Here is a 20,373-nt window from a genome sequence, read left to right on the forward strand (position 1 = left end):
TTATGCAGTAAAAGAGCGATTATATGACAAAACAGGGCAGGCGCCCGACCAGGGATGACGTGGCGAAGAAAGCCGGCACATCCACCGCTGTCGTCAGCTACGTCATCAACAACGGCCCCCGCCCTGTTTCCAAAGCCACACGAGAAAAAGTGTTGCGGGCCATCCGAGAAACCGGTTATCGTCCCAATACCGTCGCGCAGTCGTTGGCAAGCGGCAACAGCGAAACATTCGCTCTGCTCGTCCCTGATATGACTAACCCGTTTTTGGCGCAATTGGCGAGGGCGTTGGGGCACGAGTGCCTGCTCAACAACAAAACGCTGCTGTTGGGGGACGCGGAAGACAACGCGCAGCATGAGGTGGAGTTGCTGGAGGCTTTCCAGCGCCAGCAAGTGGCCGGCTTGGTCTGGTATGGCGTCGATCAGCCGTTGCCGCTCGAAGTGATTCGTCATTTCCCAAGAACCGCGGTACTGCTCAACCAACCGGAGGCCGCAGAGCCGACAGCTCAACAGGACGGACGCAGAATCCGAGTCACCATTGACGAATATCAACAAGCGTATATGGCCACCGAGCATCTCGCCAGCCATCATCGTCGCCATATTGCCATCGTTATGGGGCCCACCACCCGTCTCAATTCGCGCGAACGCCTACGCGGTTGGAAAGACGCGCTGCACAAAGCCGGTTTGGAGCCCGGGCAGGAAATCGTGACACCGTATTCGCGCGAAGGCGGCTTTGAGGCCACGTCTGCGTTACATGACGATGTGGATGCCGTGTTTACCGCGAACACGCTGCAGGCCATCGGCCTGCTAGCCGGCCTTGCCGAGCAGGGGAGAACCGTACCGGATGACATCGCAGTGGCTACCATGAACGCCACCGATGCGGCAAGGTACCTTGTACCGTCGTTGACTTCCGTCCAGCTGCCTTCCAGCTCCTTAGCGGTAAGCATCATCCACGAACTGCTCGGCGAAGAACATAGCGCCGACGACACTATTTCAGCCGCTCCCCTGCTGATTCGCCGTCATAGCTGCGGTTGCGAACAGCCGAGTGCCAACAATCATTGAGATCCTGAGGAATGTACATGAACAACCAACGAACGGTCATCATCGACTGCGATCCCGGCAACGGAGTACCGGGCGCAAATGTCGATGATGCAATCGCCATTGCGTTCGCTGCAAAGAACAACAACCTTGACTTGCACGCAATCTGGACGGTTTTCGGCAATACGCCGTCACCAATGGGCTATGCGAGCGCAACATCGCTTCTGCGCAGTCTGCACGAAACCGCAATCACGGTTCGGCAGGGAAGCGACGCGCCCCTTAACGGCAATCGGGAACACTGGATCGAAAACCGCGAACACATGGCCAACGACCCTCACGCTCCTGAGGAATGGCGAGAAGCCGGTACTTTGAACGTTCCTGCTTCGGATACAAACACAGCTGCCGTTGCCGCTACAACGCACGATTTGGCTTCGGATATTTTAAGCGCTCGAAAACCCGTTAATCTCATTGCCATCGGCCCGCTGACCAATGTGGCACATGTGATTCAGGAAGAGCCCGAAACGGCTTCTCAGATTTCGCATATCTACGCGATGGGAGGGGCACTAGGCTTCGATGATCTGGTCGACACGAATTTTGCGGTCGACCCTCAAGCCGCACGCATTGTTCTCGAATCGGGAATTCCGCTGACGCTGGCGCCACTCGATGTCACGCGTACCACGCATCTTTCGCAAGCTCGTTTCGACGAAATCATAGACAAAGCCGACTCGCAACAGTCTCCGTGGAAGTCCGCCATTCGTGGCTGGCTCGAACCTTGGCTTGAATTCAGCGACGCGACCCGACCGGTCAACGGCATGTGGATCCACGACCTTGTAGCCCTCGCAGCGCTTTCGAACCCGGAGGTCGTCACTTCGCATCAAGCCAAGGTCTGCATCGCCGGAAACGGAAAGCTCATACTTGCGCAAGGCATGAACGATGCCACCAGCGAGCAGAACAACGATGCCGATACCGATTATGCCGATGATTGTTCGGCTCCCGTAACCATTGACCTGTGCGACAGCGTCGACAACGATGCCCTCATCGATCTATGGTCTCGCACCGTTTTGGGCGTGGATTCTTCGACCCGTATATAACAAATACGGCGATTGGTACACCACTCGCCCATACGATAAAATCGAGCAAATAAGTTTTAGCAGGAGACGCCAATTCGATAAAGCATGTGCACGTCCCCTCTTTTAGAGCGTAGAACCAGTTTAAATCGTAGAACCGGTATTCGATTCACCGTGTACCGGCTCTGCAAGTTGCGAGGCCCAACAAGTGTAGAAACAAAAAAGGTACCGCCGAACGACGATACCTTGCTTGTGCCCCCGTCGGACTCGAACCGACAACCCACGACTTAAAAGGACGCTGCTCTAACCATTGAGCCAGAGGGGCAACAAAACTTCATTATACAGTCACTTCTCGATTTGCATATCGGGTTTTGCGTGTCGCAAACCTACTTCATGATAATCGGGAAACCGCCGGTGAGTACGAAGCCAAGAACAGCGACAACGACAGCCAGAACAATCGGCACCCAAATGGTCATCGGTGTCGCAGCACTTTTGCTCTTCTTGGCAAAACCAATCTCGGCAAACGCAATCATCGCGAGCGCCAGAATGAGCTTGACAACAAGCAGCACAGGGTTGCGATGCCAAGCGTGAACAATCATCAGCAAGCCGCTCAGAATAATCAGGATATAGCAAACGCGGGCAATCATCGCCCAGATCTTGGTGCCCTTCGCCGGCCCCAGCAATCCCACGGCCACCGCGACAATCAGCACCACTCCAACAACCAAATGCATCCAAGGCCAGACCATATCCACTCCCGACAATTACACTAACTACGAATTCTCTACATCCAATATATAAGCGGCTGACGAAGTATCCGTTTGAGGAACTTCGTCAGCCGCGTTCAGTTAAAAAGCTACCGCTCACTCACCCATGTGAGGGACGACAACGGCACGCTTGGAGAGCTTGCCGTCGGTCAGCTTGTGATAGGCGTCGAGCGCGTTGTCCATTGAGTAGGTCTCGATCTCGGGGGTGATGAGGCCCTGACGATAGAGCGCAGCGACCTCGTGCAGCTCGGGCATGGAGCCCCAGTAAACGCCCATGAGCTCCTGCTCGGAGGGCTTGGAATACCAGTCGAACTCGGCCTTGCCACCGGCGATGCCGACCACGGTGACGCGAGAACCGGTGGCACCCGCAGCCTGTGCGGCAGCGATGGTCGGCGCGATGCCTACGAAATCGAAGGCGGCGTCGACGCCACGGCCACCGGTGATCTCGCGGATTGCAGCAACCTCGTTCTCGTCGCTCGGCACGACGATGGCGCCGTTTGCCTCAGCCTTGGCCATGGCTTCCGGCTTCATATCGGTGGCGATGATGGTGGCGCCGGTCAGCGCCTTGAGGATCTGGATGGCAATCTGGCCCAGACCACCGAGTCCGATGACCAGCGCGTACTTGCCGCCACCGTTGAGGTGAGGCAGAGCTGCCTTGATCGCGTGATACGGAGTCAGGGCAGCATCGGCCAACGGAGCCGCAGCAATCGGATCGGCATCGCCCAGCGGCACGAGGTTGCGCGCGGGAACGACCATGTATTCGGCCATACCACCGTCACGGCCGAGGCCGATGGCGAGGGACTTGTTGGTGGCCCTGTTCTCGCAGTAGTTCTCTTCGCCGGCAACGCAGCGCTTGCAGTGGCCGCAGCCGGTTGGGCCGTAGACCAGATAGGCATCACCCTTCTTGAAGCCGGTCACGCCGGTGCCGACCTCTTCGATCCAGCCGGAGGTCTCGTGGCCCAGGATGAACGGCGGCTTGGTCTGCTTGCCGGTCTCAGGCGTGTAGTCGCGGAACACCGACACATCAGAATGACAGCAGCCGGCACCGGCGACCTTCAACAGCACCTCGCCCGGTCCGGGAGTAGGCTTGTCGACTTCCTTCAACGACGGGAAGGTCTTATAGTCTTCGAATACAACGGCTTTCATAGCTGTCCTTTCATATCGGCAATACGGTTCACTCTCAATAGGCGCTTAAAGCAGAAATGCATAAATACCTTTGAGATTGACCACCCTACCGCTTTCATCGCGCGAAAAAGACGAAAATAAACGTGTGAAATTAGACAATCGAAAATCACTGTACAAAAGAGGCAAAAACCGCGTAATTCCAGCATTTTCACGCGTGTATAGAATTTCACAAACAGCATTCGACCATAAAATTGGTCACAAAATATGCCGTCAGTCACCTCAAAGCCCAAAAATATGCCTCGAGTAAAGCCAACCTCGGCCACACCGTTGGAGCAGCCGATACTCAAAACTGCACAAGAGCAACCTACCCACGCAGATGACGTCAACGAAATGAAGGACATCATCAATAATGCCTGAAACGTCGCCGAATCACCGGCGGCGGCTAGCATATGAAGAATGACGACAATCAAAGAGGTGGCCAAGGCAGCCGGAGCATCAGTAACCGCGGTTTCCATGGCGCTGAACCACCGCGAGGACGGGCATGTCAAGAAGGAACTTGCCGAACACATCCGCGAAACCGCCAAGAAAATGGGCTATCGCCCCAATCCGTTGGCCCGTTCCCTGCGCACCAGCCGCACGCACACCATCGGCTTCATCAGCGAGGAAATCGCCACCACCCCCTACGCCGGCGAGATAATCCGAGGAGCGCAGGACGCCGCCAGCGAGCTTGGCTACATGATGCTTTTGGTCAACACCGACAGCAAGGCCGACGAAGCCAGCGAAATCGCGGCGCTCAAACGATACGGCGTCGACGGCTATCTTTACGCGAAGATGTACGACAGGGTTTCGAGCATCCCTTCATCTCTAGCGCGCGAACACACCGTCCTCATCGATGCCACTGCATCCGACAAGCACTTACCTTGCATCGTCCCCGACGAGGTAGCCATCGGCTACGATGCCACCACATACCTCATCAAATCCGGAGCCAAACGCATCGCCTACATCGGCTGCAACGAAGGCCTGCTCGCGGAATCACTGCGCCTCAAGGGGTACCAAAAAGCGCTCACAGATGCCGGTCGGCACTTCGACCCGAACCTGGCCATCAGCGTAGGCAAAACGGAGGCGCATTGCAGACAGTCTCCGACCTCTTCGATCGCGAGCACCCCGACGCCTTCTTCTGCTTCAACGACGCCCGCACCTGGTACGTCTACCAATGCGCTGCACAGCGCAACCTGGAAATCGGCCGCGATATCTCCGTGGTCGGCGTCGACAACAACCGCATCATTGCCGAGACATTCGATCCACAGCCGACCACCATCGCCCTGCCTCATTACGAGATGGGCTACTGGAGCGCGCGCAAGCTGGTTTCCATGATCGAAAAACAGGATTTGAAACCTTCCGAGAGCAAGAAAGCCGTCGCCGCAATCCCTCCCCTCGATGCCCCCAGCCCCGTGCGCATCCGCTGCACCCTGCTCGAGCGCGGTTCAGTAGTCACGAAGTCTAAGAATTAGTTCGCCGTTGTCGTTCCGTTTAGCCTAAGCCCAACACGGTTATCGCCAAATACCGCATAACCGCGAAAGTCAGCAGGGCAAACCCCGGTTCACGAAGACATCGAGGGAAAAGGAAGCGTACACCGACGCCAACCAGTTACAACAATCAACGGGCTTTCAAACATTATCGATTAAGCAAATTCAGTCTGAGTACACTTTTCTTTAATAGAATTCACCCTACAGCTTAATTTATTAAAGTAAATGTGACGCATTTCATATATTTTCCAACGATTTAAAAACCCATTTCCTTAAAGTCACCTCCCACAAGCCGGCTAAACAGTTTGAGCTTTTTATTTCATTGAACTAGTTTGAAGTTAACCGCTTAAGGTTAACTACTAGTTTGTTCGAGGCATCGTCCGCCTGGCAAACATTTTGGAGAGAATGATAATGGGGTCTGCCATAGTCGCCATATTGCTGGCTTTAACCTTCGTAGGTTTTGTCATATTTTCCGTCAAAGGCGGGAATCTTACCATCGCGTTCTTCGTCATGGCAGTGTTGTGGACGGGAATCTACTTCATTGCTGTGGCGTTCGGCCTGGCGAAACCGTTTAATTTCATTACTGACATCTTCTCGACGCCCGCCGTGAATTACGGTTCCACCGCCGTGCAGATTATCCTTGGCGCCTGGTTCGGACGCGTGCTCGTCGATACCGGCATCGCAGCCGGCATCAGCAAACTTACCGTCCGCGTCGGCAAGAACAAGCCGGTCATCGCCACCATTTTGATCGCTCTGGTCACCTGCCTGATCTTCACCAGTGCTTACGGCGTCGGCTCCGCAGTGGCCATCGGCTCTATCCTTTTCCCGATCATGGGCTCGCTCGGCGTTCCCAAGAAGATCGCCGTTCCCGTCTTCACGCTTTCAATCGGCGCCGCAATGTGGATCAATAGCGTGATCTTCGTGCAATTCCAGCCGTTCTTCCAAGGTTACAAGTCCCCGGACGGACAGGTTGTCGCTTGGGGCGACCATTACCTTCGCTTCGGCATGGCAGCCATGGTCATTCAGATGATCGTCATCATTCTTTTCATCCTGGTTCGTTCCAAGACCATCCGCAACGGCAAGCCTTACGAAATCGGCGGCGTCGGTAGCGACCAGGAATGGGCTCCGGTTTCTCCGGTCACCTACGTCCTGCCTATCGTTCCGGCCGCTCTGAGCATCTTCTTCAAGTGGCCCGCCGTCCCGGCGCTACTGCTGGCCACCATCCTGGCCTTCCTGCTGACCGGAAACATGAAATCCATGAAAAAGCTGGTCAGCGTGATCGGCTCCACCGCTAAAACCGCTATCGGCGACATCGGCGGACTGCTCATCATGCTCTTCTGCCTGATGATGTTCCAAGCCGCAGCCATCAAGGCGGTCGGCGTGGTCACCCCGATGCTGGCACATGTCATTCCGAACAACGAACTCATCCTGATCGTCATCTTCCTGGTTCTCGCACCGTTGGCCCTGTTCCGCGGCCCGTTGGAACTCTATGGCGCAGGCGCAGCCACCATCACTCTGCTGCTGAGCCTTGGCACATTCAACGTCTGGTTCCTTTACGCGTTGATGGTCATCCCTTCCATGATCGGCATCTCGGCCTGCTTCACCCAGTCCTGGAACGCATGGTCTTTGGAATACACCGGATTGGACACCAAGACATACCTGTTCAATGGCGTCCCGGTGGCATGGATCAGCTCCGTGCTCATCATGGGCGCGGCATCTGTGCTCCTGTTCTAAAAGAAGGCAACATTCATACCATTCGGCGGATTCATCGCAAGCAGTCACTCTGCGACGAATCCGCCGGAATCCGCGTACTTATATTAAGGAGAATCATATGGAAAACGGGAATGCGAAATCGTATCGCACGGATCCCAAAGTTCGCGCGCGCATCGACAAGACCATCGACTATCTGATCAACCACGAAAGCGAGCTGTCCGCCAAACCGGACGGAAGCTATCCGCTGGATGATTCCATCGTCCTGTTGCTGCAGAGCTACGACACCGCCGATTACGAAAGCATCAGCTACGAAAGCCACTATGATCACATCGATCTGCACTATATGCTTTCGGGACAGGAATACGTGCGTTGGTGGGACACCGGCACGGTGGAGCCGAATACGGAATACAACAAGGAAAACGACATCATTTTCTATCCGCATCCCGACCATCACAACCGTGCGCTGCTGACCGACCACCATTACGTGCTGGTCTATCCCGAAGACATGCATGCCGCTCGTGGCAAGGTCGGCGACAAGCCGGAACACGTGCACAAGATCGTCGTCAAGATTTCCACGCTCTGAACCATTCGGTGCATGGATTGTCACAGGCCAATTCAAACAACAAAAATTTAGCAGCAACCCGCCATCCTGGTGAATCGCTGCACGCTCAGCAAAGGAGCCAATGAATATGAACAAGGAATTAGATGGAGTCATTTGCCCATCCATTACCATCACCAAGGAAAACGGTGAAATCGACTACGAAGCTTGGGGAAAGCATCTGGACCATTTGGTCGAAGCCGGCATCAACGGCATCCTCATCTTCGGCAGCATCGGTGAGTTCTATGCGTTCCCGCTCGACGTGAAGGAACAGGTCACGGACTTCGCGGTCAAGCGCGTCGCCGGCCGCACCAATGTGTTCATTGGCGTCGGTGGCACCAATCCCGACGAGGTCGTTGCACTGACGAGCTATGCCTCCAAGGCTGGCGCTGACGCCGTTGTGGCCGTCGCTCCTTATTATTTCGGCCCGTCGGATGCAGCAGCCAAGGATTATTATGCAATGATCTGCGAAGCCACGACCATCCCGGTCATCCTTTACAACTTCCCGCCTCGCACGGGCATGGATCTTTCGCCCGCGCTGGTCGCGGACCTGGTGAAGGCACATCCGGAAATCATTGGCATCAAGGACACCGTCGATACCATCAGCCACACCCGCAAGATGATTGCGGCCGTACGCCCGATCAATCCTGATTTCCGTGTCTTCTCCGGCTTCGATGAGTATTACACTCCTAACCGCATCGCTGGCGGCAACGGCGTGATTTGCGGTCTGACCAACGCCAAGCCCGAGCTGTTCCACAAGATGAACGAAGCCTACCTCTCCGGCGACTACGCCACTTCGCTCGATTGCGCCAAGAAGATCAACAAGCTGATGGCGATCTACGACACCGCCGATCTGTTCGTCTCGGCCATCAAGGGAGCGGTCAAGGCCGAGGAAGGACAGCCGATTTCTACGGATATTCGCAGACCTGCAGTCCAGCTCACCGAAAAGCAGTTCGAGCAAATCAAGGAACTGCTGGATGTGTGAGTCGCTAATATAGCGATTTCCAAGTAATTTCGCCGTCCAACGTCACCCGTATTAGTTTGATACGGTCTCGTCGGGCGGCGAAATTGTTTTTCCGCTTTCGAGCACTGCATTGAAGCAGCCTCAGGCTTCGCAACATCTCAAACGGCAATCATGGTCAAGCCGACAGATAACCGGAAAGTCAAGTCGAAATACTTTTATTTAGATGAATTTCTATATTTAATTTATTCAGATAGTTTCTATTTATCCGAAAACGCGAGAAACGATTTACAATTTGACGTGAATCGTTTCTCGTCATATATTTTTACCAGTTTCTTGCTTAAGGCAATGCCGCGAAATCGGCAAGAACATCAGTAGAGACCATGTCACGCGGCAGCGGCATGGAAAAGAAAGGTGACGACAATGGCAATCAAAGGCGCCAAAACGTACCGGAACCCCTCGTATCTTCAGAGTTCGACCGGCATCTTTATGTTCTTCTGCTCGTGGGGCATCTGGTGGTCCTTCTACTCAATCTGGCTGACCAGCCCGGCCCCCAAGGGCATGGGTATGACCGCTGCTCAGCAGGGCACCATCTACTCCATCAATTCCGCGGTAACGCTGGTCATTATGTTCGTCTACGGCGTGCTGCAAGACAATCTCGGCATCAAGCGCCGTCTGGTGATCGCGGTCTCATGCATCGCGGCCTGCGTCGGCCCGTTTGCCCAATTCATCTATAAGCCGATGCTCTCGGCGGGTGGTACCACCAAGTTCATCGGCGTACTGCTGGGCTCGGTAGTCCTTTCCGCCGGCTTCATGGCCGGCTGCTCGCTGATGGAGGCCATCACCGAACGCTACAGCCGTCACTTCGGCTTCGAATATGGCCAGTCCCGCGCATGGGGCTCCTTCGGTTACGCCGTCGTGGCGCTCATCGCCGGCCCGCTGTTCAACATCGATATGAAGTGGAACTTCTGGCTCGGTTCGCTCTTCGGCATCGGCATGCTGTGCGTCTACCTGTTCTGGCGCCCGGCCGAGCAGGAAGAGGAGCTCAAGAAAGAAGCCGACCCGAACGCCCCGCGCACCAACCCGACACCCAAGGAAATGGCCTCGGTGCTCACCATGGGCTCGCTGTGGGCGCTAATCATCTTCATGCTCTTCACCAACACTTTCTATACGGTCTTCGACCAGCAGATGTTCCCGAGCTATTACAAGAGCCTCTTCGCCACACCAGACCAAGGCGCGGAATGGTACTCCATCCTCAACGCGGCCGAAGTGTTCTGCGAATCGGCGATGATGGGCATCGTCCCGTTGATCATGGACCATATCGGCGTGCGCAACTCGCTGTTGCTCGGCGCGATGACCATGTTCCTGCGCATCGGTCTGTGCGGCGTCTTCCACGACCCGGTGATGATTTCGATCGTCAAGATGTTCCACGCCATCGAGACCCCGCTCTTCAGCCTCCCCGCCTTCCGTTACTTCACCTTGCATTACGATACGAAGCTTTCGGCGACCTTATATATGGTCGGCTTCCAAATCGCTTCGCAGGTCGGTCAGGTCCTGATGTCGAATCCGCTCGGCTCGTTGCGTGACGCACTCGGCCCGCAGAAAACCTTCTTCACCATCTCCGGCATCGTGTTCATCGCCCTGATCTACGGATTCTTCGTCATCAAGAGGGACAACCAACAGGTGGGCGGCGACCCGTTCATACGCGTCAAAGACCGCAAGAAGGCCGAGGCGGAAGGCGAGGCCATTCAGGCCGAAGCCGCCAACGACCAGATCCCGGCCTGATTCATCAAACCGGTGTCGTGCGCCTTTAGCTGCGCACGGCGCTTCCCGCAAAATTCCATAGCGCACAAGGCCTCCGCAGCCATCAATTCAGGCGTGGGGGCCTTGTAGTGAATAAAGAACAATCACCATATGATAGTTACGAGAAAGGCATCAAAGATGACTACTGAATCTCCCGTTTACACTCCGATTCGCGACCATGCCAAGGAGCTCGCCAAGGCCGAAGCCGGCGTTGAAACGCTCGCTCTCGAGCGCGACGACCGCTGGTATCCGAAATACCATATCGCCTCGAACGGCGGCTGGATCAACGACCCGAACGGCCTGTGCTACTACAAGGGTCGCTGGCACGTCTACTACCAGCTTCATCCCTACGGCACCCAGTGGGGCCCGATGCACTGGGGCCACGTCTCCAGCGCAGACATGGTCTCCTGGCGCCGCGAACCTATCGCCATGGCCCCCAGCCTCGAGCAAGAAAAAGACGGCGTCTTCTCCGGCTCGGCCGTGATCGACGACGAAGGCAAGCTCAAGTTCTATTACACCGGCCACCGCTGGACCAACGGCAAGGATGACACGGACGGCCAGTGGCAGGTCCAGATGCTCGCCGAAGCCGAGGATGACGACGCCACCAAGCTCAACAAGCTCGGCATGGTCATCGACTGCCCGCGCGAGAAGGTCGATTCCCACTTCCGCGACCCGAAGGTCTGGAAGCAGGACGGCGTCTGGCATCTGGTTCACGGCGTCTCCACCGCCGACCATCGCGGCCAAATCTGGGACTACACCTCCACCGACATGATCAACTGGACCTTCCAGAACGTGCTGTACGACGACCCGGACCCGGACGTTTTCATGCTCGAGTGCCCCGACTTCTTCCCACTGAAGGACAAAGACGGCAACACCAAGTGGGTCATCGTCTTCTCCGCCATGGGCTCGAAGGCCAAAGGCTACATGAACCGCAACGAGAACAACGCCGGCTACATGATCGGCACTTGGAAGCCGGGCGAGGCGTTCAAGCCGGAAACCGAGTTCCGTCTGCTGGATTGCGGCGCGAATTACTACGCTCCCCAGTCCTTCGAAGCCGACGGCCGCCGGATCATGTACGGCTGGATGAGCCCGTTCAGCGAGAACGCACCCATGCAGTCCGACGGATGGTGCGGCCAGATGACGCTGCCGCGCGAGTGCTTCCTCGGCGACGACGGCGATCTTCACACCGTGCCGGTGCCAGAAATCGACAAATTGCGCATCAACACCTTCGACCACGTCGCCCGCCCCATCGAAGCCAACGAAGAAGCACTCGTGGATGAAGACGCCGAAGCCGTGGAAATCGAACTGGATATCGATCTGAAGCACACCACCGCCGAACGCGCCGGCCTCAAGGTCCACGCCACCCCTGACGGCTCCCACACCTACGTGGCTTATGACGCACAGGCCGGTACCGTGGTCGTCGACCGCCAGGCCGCTGCCCGCGGCGACCGCGGCTATCGTGCCGCCAAGCTCACCGACGCCGAATTAAACGCCGACCAGCTCAAGCTGCACGTCTACGTCGATCGCGGCTCAGTCGAGGTCTATGTCAACGACGGCCTGCATGTGTTGAGCTCCTACAGCTACCCGTCCGAGGGCAAGCGTGCGGTCAAGCTTTCCTCCGAATCCGGCGTTCTTGCCATCGACAAGCTCACCGTTCACGACATCAAGAGCATCGGTCTGGAGTGAGCCCTCAATAAAAATATTGAGCCCGTTGTCAGTGCAAAACTGACAACGGGCTCATTGCGTATCTGCCGCAGAGTTGCAGCTACCAGCCGATCTTGCCGGCATCCTCCGGCAGGCTCAACTTGCCTGCAGCCAACTCGGCCAGAGCCTGGTCGAAGGCCTTGAAGGCCTGCTGCAACTGGTCTTCGGTGATGACCAGCGGCGGCTGGAAGCGCAGGATATAGCCACGAAGGCTGATGATGATGACACCCAATTGGTACATGCGATAGATCAGCTTGGTGGTGGCCTCTTGATCGCCTTTTCCGGTTTCGGGGTCAATGATGTCGATGCCGCCGTCGAGACCGTAGAAACGGACATCGCCGATGAAATCGTACTGTTCGCGTTTCTTCTCGAAGTAGGCCTTGACTTGGGGGCCCAGCTTCGCCGAGCGCTCGACCAAGTGCTCCTGCTCCATGACATCCAGCGTGGCGTTCGCCGCAGCCGTGGTGACCGGATTGCCCGCCGTGGTATAGGTGACGGCCGGGGAACCCAGAGCATCCATGATTTCGGCGCGGCCAATGATGGCGCTCAACGGCAGACCAGAGGCGATGGACTTGCCGACGGTCATCAGGTCGGGCTCGAGGCCGAAGTTCTGAATGGACCACCATTTGCCGGTGCGCCCCATACCTTGATTGACCTCGTCAATCGCGGTCAGAATCCCGTGCTCGTGGGCGAATTCCCAAACGAAATCCATATACTTTTGCGGCGCCTTGACGATACCGCCGTCGCCCTGAATCGGTTCGATGACGATTGCGGCCACTTCCTCGGCCGGCAGATAGGTTTCGAAAGGCAGCTTGAAAGCGGCAATCATGCGCTCGACGAACTCGTCCTCGCTCTCGTGAGGCAGGCGCTCATGAATGTCGGGATATGGCACTTTCACCACTCCCGGCAGCATCGGGGCCATCTTGCGGCTCATATTGAGGCTGACCGACGAGATGGACATCGAGCCATAGGTGGAGCCGTGGTAAGCACCGGTGAAGCTGACGATGTATTGGCGACCGGTGTAAGCGCGGGCATATTTGATAATCGCGTCATTGGCATCCGAACCAGAATTGCCCCAAGCGACCTTGACCGGTCCGCTCATCGGAGCCAATTTGGCGAGGCGCTGGGCCAATTCAATTTCAGGCCCATTGGCGAAGTAGGCCGGCGTATATTGAATCAGATTTGCGGCCTGCTTCTGAATCGCCTCCACAACATGAGGGTGGCAATGACCGGTATTGGTCGCAGACGCACTGGCCAGCAGGTCAATATAGTCACGGCCATCAGCATCAGTGAGCACCGCCCCACGAGCCTTCTCGATGACGATATCAAAATACTTGATACGCACCGCGGGAGATAGGACCTCGTCTTCACGAGCCAATAATTCTTGATTGTTATCCAACTTCTCTCCTCCTTACTTGTCAGCGCTGAGAGACTTTTCGCTGTTAAGAGCGGAATGTCGCATTCCGTAGCAGAAATAGAGAATCAGGCCGAAGACGAACCAGCCAAAGGCATAGATCTTCGCATCATTGCTCAGTCCGATAAACACAATCAGGGAACCCAAGAAAGCCAAGGCAGGCATCACCGGATAGAACGGCATCTTGAAACCAGGCTCAGGAATATCCTTGCCTTCGCGCTTGCGCAGACCATAGATGCCGAGCGAGACGAACATGAAGGCAATCAGAGTTCCAGCTGAAATCAACTGGCTGAGGAACGCGAACGGGAAAATGGAACCAATGATTACGGCGAAGACAGTCAACGCCAACAAGGCGTTATTCGGCAGGTGCTTCTCGTTGATCTTGCCCAGCCAACGCGGGAGCAGGCCATCGCGTCCGAAGGAATAGAGCAGGCGGGAACCAGCCATCATCATGCCGATCAACGCTGCGAACATACCCAAGCAGGCCACTGCCTGCACGATCGTGGCAATGATCACATGGCCGCTCTTGCGCAAGGCCCAACCCACCGGTTCGGCGTTGTTGGCATAGAGCGGATAGTGGAACATACCGACCAGAACCAGCGAAACAGCCGCGAACAATACGACGCCGATCAACAGGGAACCCATGATTCCCTTCGGCATTGTCTTGGCAGGATCCTTGGCTTCAGCGGAATTGGCGGCGATGGAATCAAAGCCGATATATGCCAGGAAAATCATCGAAACGCCGGCATAGATTCCCTGCCAGCCGCCGAAGGCCGACCCATCAGGATTGAGATGGTACTTCGGAATAAACGGTACGTAGTTTTGCGGCTTGATAGCCGTGCAGCCTACCACGATGAACAACAGAATAACGATTACCTTCAAAACCACCAGAACGTTTTCGACACGACTGGTTTGGTTGGCTCCTCGGGAAAGCAGAAGCGCCACGGCGAGAATCGCGACCACGGAAACCAGGTCGATTATCCCGCCATCAGTTCCAAAGGGATTGGCCAACATCTTCGGCAGTTTCAAACCCAGAGGCTCAATCAAACCGCGGAAATTGGCGGACAGGCCCGAACCGACGAAGGCTACGGCGATGAAATATTCCGCCAACAGGGCCCAGCCGGCAATCCAGCCAAAAAACTCACCGAAAACGACGTTGATCCATGAATACGCAGAACCGGCGAACGGCATCGCCGAAGCCATTTCGGCATAGGCAAAGGCCACCAGTCCGGCAACCACACCAGCGGCGATAAAGGAGAGCACTACGGCTGGGCCCGCATGCTGTGCCGCCACCGTTCCGGGCAGGGTGAAAATAGCCGTCGACAGGACGGTTCCCAACCCCAGGGCCAAAAAGTCTCGCACGCGCAGGGTCCGCTTCAGATGAGCATCCTTCTGCTCATAGACGCTGGGATCCTCTTTTCGGAAAATACGCTCCTTGAACGTCGCCATACCTAATCCTTCATCTCTAATAGCATTAAATGAATCATGAAAATCTTGGTTGATGGTGCCAGCCTTACTGAGCACACTTGATTCTCTATTTCGATAATCGAACGTACTATATTTTATCTGCACAGAACACCATCAGTTCGCATAGTGGCACGGTGAACCGCGGCGTTCAAAATCGTTCCGACCACACGACGTACGAACGCCGCACAATCGCCGCTCGATGCTCAGGGCGAATGAAGGCTCAACATATTCGTGTTAGATACATCACAGCAATATCCCGCGTGCCGCAGAGCAGAGGCACAGCCTACCGATTACTATATTTAGAGGTATCACGTTGCCGAACCACTAGATGTAGTGTTGCCAGTGTTGAGAACCAGCCGCTTTATGTCAACGGAATACGGAAGAATGTACCCTCTGAAACGTATCCGCAAGCAGCCGACCAGGCGATTACGAATACCGACGAAACTTTAAAAACAGACCGGCACGAAAAGAAGGAATACCTATGACATACGAGGTCAAACTCGCCGACGACAAGATGATGGCGGATTCACTCACTCCCCCGCAGTGGTCGACGGCCTTCGCGAAGGGCGCGGACCCGAAGAGCCTGCGCATCCGCCCCGTCAACTGGAACAACATCCAGGACGACAAGGACCTCGAGGTCTGGAACCGCCTCATCGCCAACTTCTGGCTGCCTGAGAAGGTGCCGCTGTCCAACGACATCCCCACCTGGCGTTCCATGACCGAGCATGAGCGCACCACCACGGTCCGCGTTTTCGCCGGCCTGACCACGCTCGATACCGAGCAGGCCACCGTGGGCGAACTCGTCCAGATCCCTGACGCGCTCACCGAGCACGAGCAGGCCATCTACACCAACATCGCCTTCATGCAGTCGGTGCACGCCCGTTCCTACTCCTCCATCTTCTCCACCCTCTGCTCCTCCGAGCAGATCGACGAAGCTTACCGCTGGGCCGTGGGCAACGACCTCGTGCAGGAGCGCGTGCGCATCGTCATGGAGCAGTATCAGTCCGACGACCCGCTAAAGCGCAAGGTCGCGGCCGTGATGCTCTCCTCGCTGTTGCTCTACGCGGGCTTCTACCTGCCGCTCTACTTCTCCAGCCGCGCCAAGCTGATGAACACCGCGGACATGATCCGCCTCATCCTGCGCGACAAGGCCATCCACGGCTACTATTCCGGCTACAAGTATCAGCGCCACCTCGAGCACCGCACCGAGGCCGACCAGGAAATGCTCAAGAAGTACACCGACGACCTGCTGAACCAGCTTTACGAACTGGAAGTCAAGTACTCCGATCAGGTCTACGAAGGCTTCGATTTCATCGACGACGTGCAGGCATTCGTGCGCTACAACGCCAACAAGACGCTGATGAACCTCGGCTACGAGGCCAAGTTCAGCGCCGCTGAGACCAAGGTGAGCCCCGAGATCATCGCCGCGCCTCCCCCTCGGCCGACGAGAACCACGACTTCTTCTCCGGTTCAGGCTCCTCCTACGTCATCGGCAACGCCGAGGCGACCGACGACGAGGACTGGGACTTCTAAGTTCTTATCAGCGCAAAGGCCGGTAGATACAACATTTGAATTGGCAGGAAAACAGCCATTTTCAACCTTGTATCTACCGGCCTTTGTGCTGTTTTTGCTGCTCTATTTCCATTTATCGACTATTACGAAACGATAGATTTATTGATTTGTTCATTTATTCACATTGCCGATCTTTTTTGCGCTTATTGCCAGTCGTTGCATAAAATTTTATATAATTACCGTAATACCGAGGCAACAGGGCCTTGGCACGAAAGGAATCAACGATGAAAGCTGTTCGTATTTATGGCCAGGAAGATGTGCGCGTCGAGGATGTCGCCATTGCTGATCCGAAACCGAACCAAGTACAGATCAAGGTAAAGGACTGCGGCATCTGCGGTTCCGACCTGCATGCCTATTCTGCGGCCTGGGGCCTGCCCACACAGCCGCACCCGCTGACCGGCAAGACGGTGCCGATCACCCTCGGCCATGAGTTCTCCGGCGAGGTCGTCAAGGTCGGCAGCGCGGTCACCGATTTCAAGGTGGGCGACGGCATCGCGGTCGAGCCTCTGATCGCCTGCGGCAAGTGCGCTAATTGCCGCTCCGGCAACTACAACTTCTGCGACAAGGTTGTGGCCGAAGATGGCGCCGGTAACTTCCTCGGCTTCTCCGATGACGGCGGCATGGCCGAATACGCCAATATCGACGACGTATTCGCACACCACCTTCCCGAAGGCCTGGATTACGAGCTGGGTGCGATTTGCGAGCCGACTTCTGTCTCCTTCGAAGGCATCAAGCGCTCCGGCCTGCGCGTCGGCCAGAACGTCGCAGTGCTGGGTGCAGGCCCGATCGGCCTGACCACCGCAATCCTGGCTCGTATCGCCGGCGCACCCCGCGTCTACATCTCCGATGTCTCCGACGTTCGCCTGGACAAGGCCCGCGAGCTCGGCTTCACCGACGTGCTAAATCCGACCAAGGAAGACGTCAACGCCATCATCCGCAAGGACTGCCCCGACGGCGTGGATGTTTCCTTCGAATGCGGCGGCGTGCAGGCCACATTCGACACCGCTTTGCAGGTCACCCGCCGCAACGGCACGGTACAGCTCGTCGCGCTCAGCAAGCCGCTGAACGTCAACTTCACCGATGACGTCATCATGCAGGGCTTCACCATCACCACGACCCTCGCCTACGAGAACTGCTTCGACACGGTGCTCGGCATCATCGCCGCCAACCAGGACCAGTTCAAGCCGCTTGTCACCAAGAAGCTCGGCCTCGATGACGCCATCGAAGGCATCAAGGCCCTGGCTACTGACAAGTCCCAGGTCAAGGTAATGATCGACCCGGAGCTGTAAATAGCTGATTGTTACGCAAAAAGTGGGGATGACCAATCGCTGGTCATCCCCACTTCTGTATCCGAAGCCAAACCCGTCCACCATTACCATAGAATAGGAACCGCTCACTAATAATAAAATCATAGAAACGCAAGAATGAATACACTTCATAGCAGTACAACAAAACAAACCGGAATCGCACGACGCGTATGCGCCGTCGGCATCGCCATAGCCGCTGGCATCGCCACTCTGATGCCGATCTCGGCCCAAGCCGCCGAAACCGCACAGGGATGCGTAGTCGGGCAGAGCACCATTACTCAGTGCTTCCCCGACAAGAGCTTGGCCGCAGCCGTTGCCACCGCTTCGCAATCTTCTGCCGATGCGGTGCTGACTCAGCAGGTCATCGACAAGACCACCGTCGTCAACGACAACAATTATGGCAATACGACTTCACCTTCCACCAATCTGGAAGGCCTCCAATTGCTCACCAACCTTGACCGTCTGCACTTGGCTGGGAACAATATCACCGACATCACCCCACTTGCGGGGCTCACCAAGCTGACCGTCCTCGACCTCAGCAACAACAAGATCGCCGATATCGCCCCGCTGCGCAATCTCACCAAACTGACGAATCTCAATATTCAGCAGAATTCGGTGACTGACATCACTCCTCTCGCCGGTCTCACCCAGCTTGAGGAACTTGAAGTCAACAACAACCAAATCTCCTCCCTCTCTGGGCTTGAACAGATGGCTTCACTGGACAATCTCGACGCAGGGCACAACAAAATCGTCAGCATCGACCCACTGAGGAATCTCACCCAGCTCACCACCCTCAAACTGGGCAACAATCAGATCAGCGATCTCTCTGCCCTTGCCAATCTCAAGGCAGTCACTTCCCTCACCATCAACGGCAACAGGATCACCGGAACCACGCCACTGGCTGGGCTGACACAACTCACCTATCTAGACCTCAGCGACAACGCCATCACCGACATCTCCAGCATTCAAGGCCTGACCAACCTTGACCAACTTCAGCTGCAGGTCAACCGCATCAACAGCGCAACGCCGTTGGCGGGCCTCGTCAATCTGACCGGCCTCGACCTTGACGACAACGCACTTTTGTCGGCAGACGGACTGCAGGCGATGAGCAAGCTGGGAGACCTGGATTTGTCCGGCAACGTCATCACCGACATCTCCGCACTGTCGAAACTGACCAACCTCGCCAACCTCAATCTCGGTGAAATGGACCAAGGCAACCGCATCAGCGACCTCAGCCCACTCGCCTCGTTGAAGCAGCTTGGCTATCTCAGTGCGGCGCACAACCGCATCGCCGACCTTTCCAGCCTCGCAGGACTGACCAGTCTGACCTATCTGGATCTCAGCAACAACATGATCACCAATACCAAGCCCTTGGCCCGCCTTACCAACATCACCGGCGGCACCCTGAGCAATCAATCCGGAAATCAGGCGACGCCGTCCGCATCGAATTCAGCCACGCTTGAAACGGCGGTAGCCCCTAACGGTTCACATCTCAAGCCCACAGCCATGAACCCCACATCGGGAAGCTACAACGCCAAGACCGGCATCGTCACATGGGCGGCGAGCGCAGCAGATGCAAGCACCTCGCTGTCACTGTCTTTCTCCGACACCATCCAACTTGGGAAAAGCCATCTCGCCTTCAGCGGCACCATCGCCCGCAATCATTTTGCAGCCGAGGCGACCTCGCATACGGTCACCTTCAACACCATGGGTGGCAGCGCCGTGGCAAACCAGACTGTCGCTGACGGCAAGACAGCCATGCAACCGGCCAGGCCGAAGCGCGACGGATACACCTTCCTCGGCTGGCAGATTGCCGTCAACCCAGCCCCGAACGCTGCTTCTGACGGCAAAGTCACCTATCAGGATTACAACTTCAATACACCGGTGACCGGTGATCTCACGCTATACGCCAACTGGCACGACGACAGCGTCGCCTATCCGGCCACCGCGCCCGACGATTCCGATCACAAGCCGTCGTTCCTTGACGATGTTATCGATGGTCTCGGTAACATCGTCAATGGCGTAGGCAATATCATCAGCGGCGTAGGCAATGCCATCACGGGCACAGTCAAACAAATCGGCCATTTCTTCCACATCTGCTGACGGAAGAACAGACTGACCTACACTGACCAATCTTGGTTTAAGGTTCATGGAATTCTACCCCTGAACCTTAAACCGAAGTCATGCTTGACCTGAGGATATAAACCAATCCATATAACAGAAGTGGGGATGACCAATCATCGGTCATCCCCACTTCTGTTATATGGCGTGCATCGCTTTTCGTTCCGATTGTTCACCGTAACAATGAAGAATAAATC

Annotated in this window: 13 protein-coding genes, 1 tRNA gene and 2 pseudogenes; 11 read left to right on the plus strand and 5 right to left on the minus strand. The window is 56.1% G+C overall.

The annotated features are described in order from the left end of the window. Positions 1 to 23 precede the first annotated feature (23 nt). Together OZX57_RS07990 and OZX57_RS07995 are read left to right on the plus strand one after the other, a co-directional pair. On the plus strand, positions 24 to 1,058 hold the full coding sequence (locus tag OZX57_RS07990; protein WP_277162105.1) for a LacI family DNA-binding transcriptional regulator: 1,035 nt from the start codon (positions 24 to 26) through the stop codon (positions 1,056 to 1,058). Between the two features lie 17 nt (positions 1,059 to 1,075). Beyond that, positions 1,076 to 2,125: a nucleoside hydrolase gene (locus OZX57_RS07995; RefSeq protein ID WP_277162106.1), complete on the plus strand. Its 1,050-nt coding sequence runs from the start codon at positions 1,076 to 1,078 to the stop codon at positions 2,123 to 2,125. Positions 2,126 to 2,354: 229 nt separating this feature from the next. On the opposite strand, the gene OZX57_RS08000 is transcribed toward OZX57_RS07995, so the two are convergent. The 3 genes from OZX57_RS08000 to OZX57_RS08010 all read right to left on the minus strand — a co-directional run bounded on the left by OZX57_RS08000 (position 2,355) and on the right by OZX57_RS08010 (position 4,011). Beyond that, positions 2,355 to 2,426, minus strand: a tRNA-Lys gene (locus OZX57_RS08000). 61 nt (positions 2,427 to 2,487) lie between these two features. Continuing rightward, a complete protein-coding gene (locus OZX57_RS08005) occupies positions 2,488 to 2,847 on the minus strand; it encodes a DUF1516 family protein (protein ID WP_277162107.1) in 360 nt (119 codons plus the stop codon). 114 nt (positions 2,848 to 2,961) lie between these two features. Continuing rightward, positions 2,962 to 4,011 (minus strand): NAD(P)-dependent alcohol dehydrogenase, encoded by a 1,050-nt coding sequence (locus tag OZX57_RS08010; protein ID WP_277162108.1) that lies wholly within the window; start codon positions 4,009 to 4,011, stop codon positions 2,962 to 2,964. 435 nt (positions 4,012 to 4,446) lie between these two features. Here OZX57_RS08010 and OZX57_RS08015 point away from each other — a divergent pair. The 6 genes and pseudogenes from OZX57_RS08015 (at position 4,447) to OZX57_RS08040 (ending at position 12,277) form a co-directional block, all read left to right on the plus strand. Further along, a pseudogene (locus OZX57_RS08015) lies at positions 4,447 to 5,501 on the plus strand (LacI family DNA-binding transcriptional regulator). Between the two features lie 426 nt (positions 5,502 to 5,927). Beyond that, complete coding sequence (locus tag OZX57_RS08020) at positions 5,928 to 7,250, plus strand: gluconate:proton symporter (RefSeq protein WP_277162109.1); 1,323 nt, start codon at positions 5,928 to 5,930, stop codon at positions 7,248 to 7,250. Between the two features lie 97 nt (positions 7,251 to 7,347). Beyond that, complete coding sequence (locus OZX57_RS08025; protein WP_277162110.1) at positions 7,348 to 7,812, plus strand: YhcH/YjgK/YiaL family protein; 465 nt, start codon at positions 7,348 to 7,350, stop codon at positions 7,810 to 7,812. 100 nt (positions 7,813 to 7,912) lie between these two features. Next, positions 7,913 to 8,812, plus strand: coding sequence for a dihydrodipicolinate synthase family protein (locus OZX57_RS08030; RefSeq protein ID WP_277162111.1), 900 nt, complete (start codon positions 7,913 to 7,915; stop codon positions 8,810 to 8,812). A gap of 399 nt (positions 8,813 to 9,211) precedes the next feature. Then, the gene (locus OZX57_RS08035) at positions 9,212 to 10,573 is read left to right on the plus strand and encodes an MFS transporter (RefSeq protein WP_277162112.1); all 1,362 of its coding nucleotides are present in this window, start codon (positions 9,212 to 9,214) and stop codon (positions 10,571 to 10,573) included. Positions 10,574 to 10,729: 156 nt separating this feature from the next. Further along, positions 10,730 to 12,277, plus strand: a complete 1,548-nt coding sequence (locus OZX57_RS08040) for a sucrose-6-phosphate hydrolase (protein ID WP_277162113.1) — start codon at positions 10,730 to 10,732, stop codon at positions 12,275 to 12,277. A 79-nt stretch (positions 12,278 to 12,356) separates the two neighbouring features. Here the strand turns inward: OZX57_RS08040 and OZX57_RS08045 are convergent, their stop codons facing one another. Together OZX57_RS08045 and OZX57_RS08050 are read right to left on the minus strand one after the other, a co-directional pair. Further along, on the minus strand, positions 12,357 to 13,694 hold the full coding sequence (locus OZX57_RS08045) for an aspartate aminotransferase family protein (RefSeq protein ID WP_277162114.1): 1,338 nt from the start codon (positions 13,692 to 13,694) through the stop codon (positions 12,357 to 12,359). A gap of 12 nt (positions 13,695 to 13,706) precedes the next feature. Beyond that, positions 13,707 to 15,158 (minus strand): amino acid permease, encoded by a 1,452-nt coding sequence (locus tag OZX57_RS08050; RefSeq protein ID WP_277162115.1) that lies wholly within the window; start codon positions 15,156 to 15,158, stop codon positions 13,707 to 13,709. A 532-nt stretch (positions 15,159 to 15,690) separates the two neighbouring features. Between OZX57_RS08050 and nrdF the strand changes: the two are divergent. The 3 genes and pseudogenes from nrdF (at position 15,691) to OZX57_RS08065 (ending at position 20,158) form a co-directional block, all read left to right on the plus strand. Beyond that, a pseudogene (nrdF, locus tag OZX57_RS08055) lies at positions 15,691 to 16,709 on the plus strand (class 1b ribonucleoside-diphosphate reductase subunit beta). A gap of 263 nt (positions 16,710 to 16,972) precedes the next feature. After that, positions 16,973 to 18,037, plus strand: coding sequence for a 2,3-butanediol dehydrogenase (locus tag OZX57_RS08060; protein WP_277162116.1), 1,065 nt, complete (start codon positions 16,973 to 16,975; stop codon positions 18,035 to 18,037). A gap of 135 nt (positions 18,038 to 18,172) precedes the next feature. Further along, entirely contained in the window at positions 18,173 to 20,158 is a 1,986-nt protein-coding gene (locus tag OZX57_RS08065) for a leucine-rich repeat domain-containing protein (protein WP_277162117.1), read from the plus strand. Positions 20,159 to 20,373 lie beyond the last annotated feature (215 nt).

This window comes from Bifidobacterium sp. ESL0682 (genome assembly GCF_029392815.1).
Taxonomy (GTDB): domain Bacteria; phylum Actinomycetota; class Actinomycetes; order Actinomycetales; family Bifidobacteriaceae; genus Bifidobacterium.

Coding starts and splice junctions, on each gene's coding strand:
- OZX57_RS08060 (WP_277162116.1), top strand. CDS start 16,973: ATGAAAGCTGTTCGTATTTATGGCCAGGAAGATGTGCGCGTCGAGGAT.
- OZX57_RS08010 (WP_277162108.1), bottom strand. CDS start 4,011: ATGAAAGCCGTTGTATTCGAAGACTATAAGACCTTCCCGTCGTTGAAG.
- OZX57_RS08035 (WP_277162112.1), top strand. CDS start 9,212: ATGGCAATCAAAGGCGCCAAAACGTACCGGAACCCCTCGTATCTTCAG.
- OZX57_RS07990 (WP_277162105.1), top strand. CDS start 24: ATGACAAAACAGGGCAGGCGCCCGACCAGGGATGACGTGGCGAAGAAA.
- OZX57_RS07995 (WP_277162106.1), top strand. CDS start 1,076: ATGAACAACCAACGAACGGTCATCATCGACTGCGATCCCGGCAACGGA.
- OZX57_RS08020 (WP_277162109.1), top strand. CDS start 5,928: ATGGGGTCTGCCATAGTCGCCATATTGCTGGCTTTAACCTTCGTAGGT.
- OZX57_RS08040 (WP_277162113.1), top strand. CDS start 10,730: ATGACTACTGAATCTCCCGTTTACACTCCGATTCGCGACCATGCCAAG.
- OZX57_RS08030 (WP_277162111.1), top strand. CDS start 7,913: ATGAATATGAACAAGGAATTAGATGGAGTCATTTGCCCATCCATTACC.
- OZX57_RS08005 (WP_277162107.1), bottom strand. CDS start 2,847: ATGGTCTGGCCTTGGATGCATTTGGTTGTTGGAGTGGTGCTGATTGTC.
- OZX57_RS08065 (WP_277162117.1), top strand. CDS start 18,173: ATGAATACACTTCATAGCAGTACAACAAAACAAACCGGAATCGCACGA.
- OZX57_RS08050 (WP_277162115.1), bottom strand. CDS start 15,158: ATGGCGACGTTCAAGGAGCGTATTTTCCGAAAAGAGGATCCCAGCGTC.
- OZX57_RS08025 (WP_277162110.1), top strand. CDS start 7,348: ATGGAAAACGGGAATGCGAAATCGTATCGCACGGATCCCAAAGTTCGC.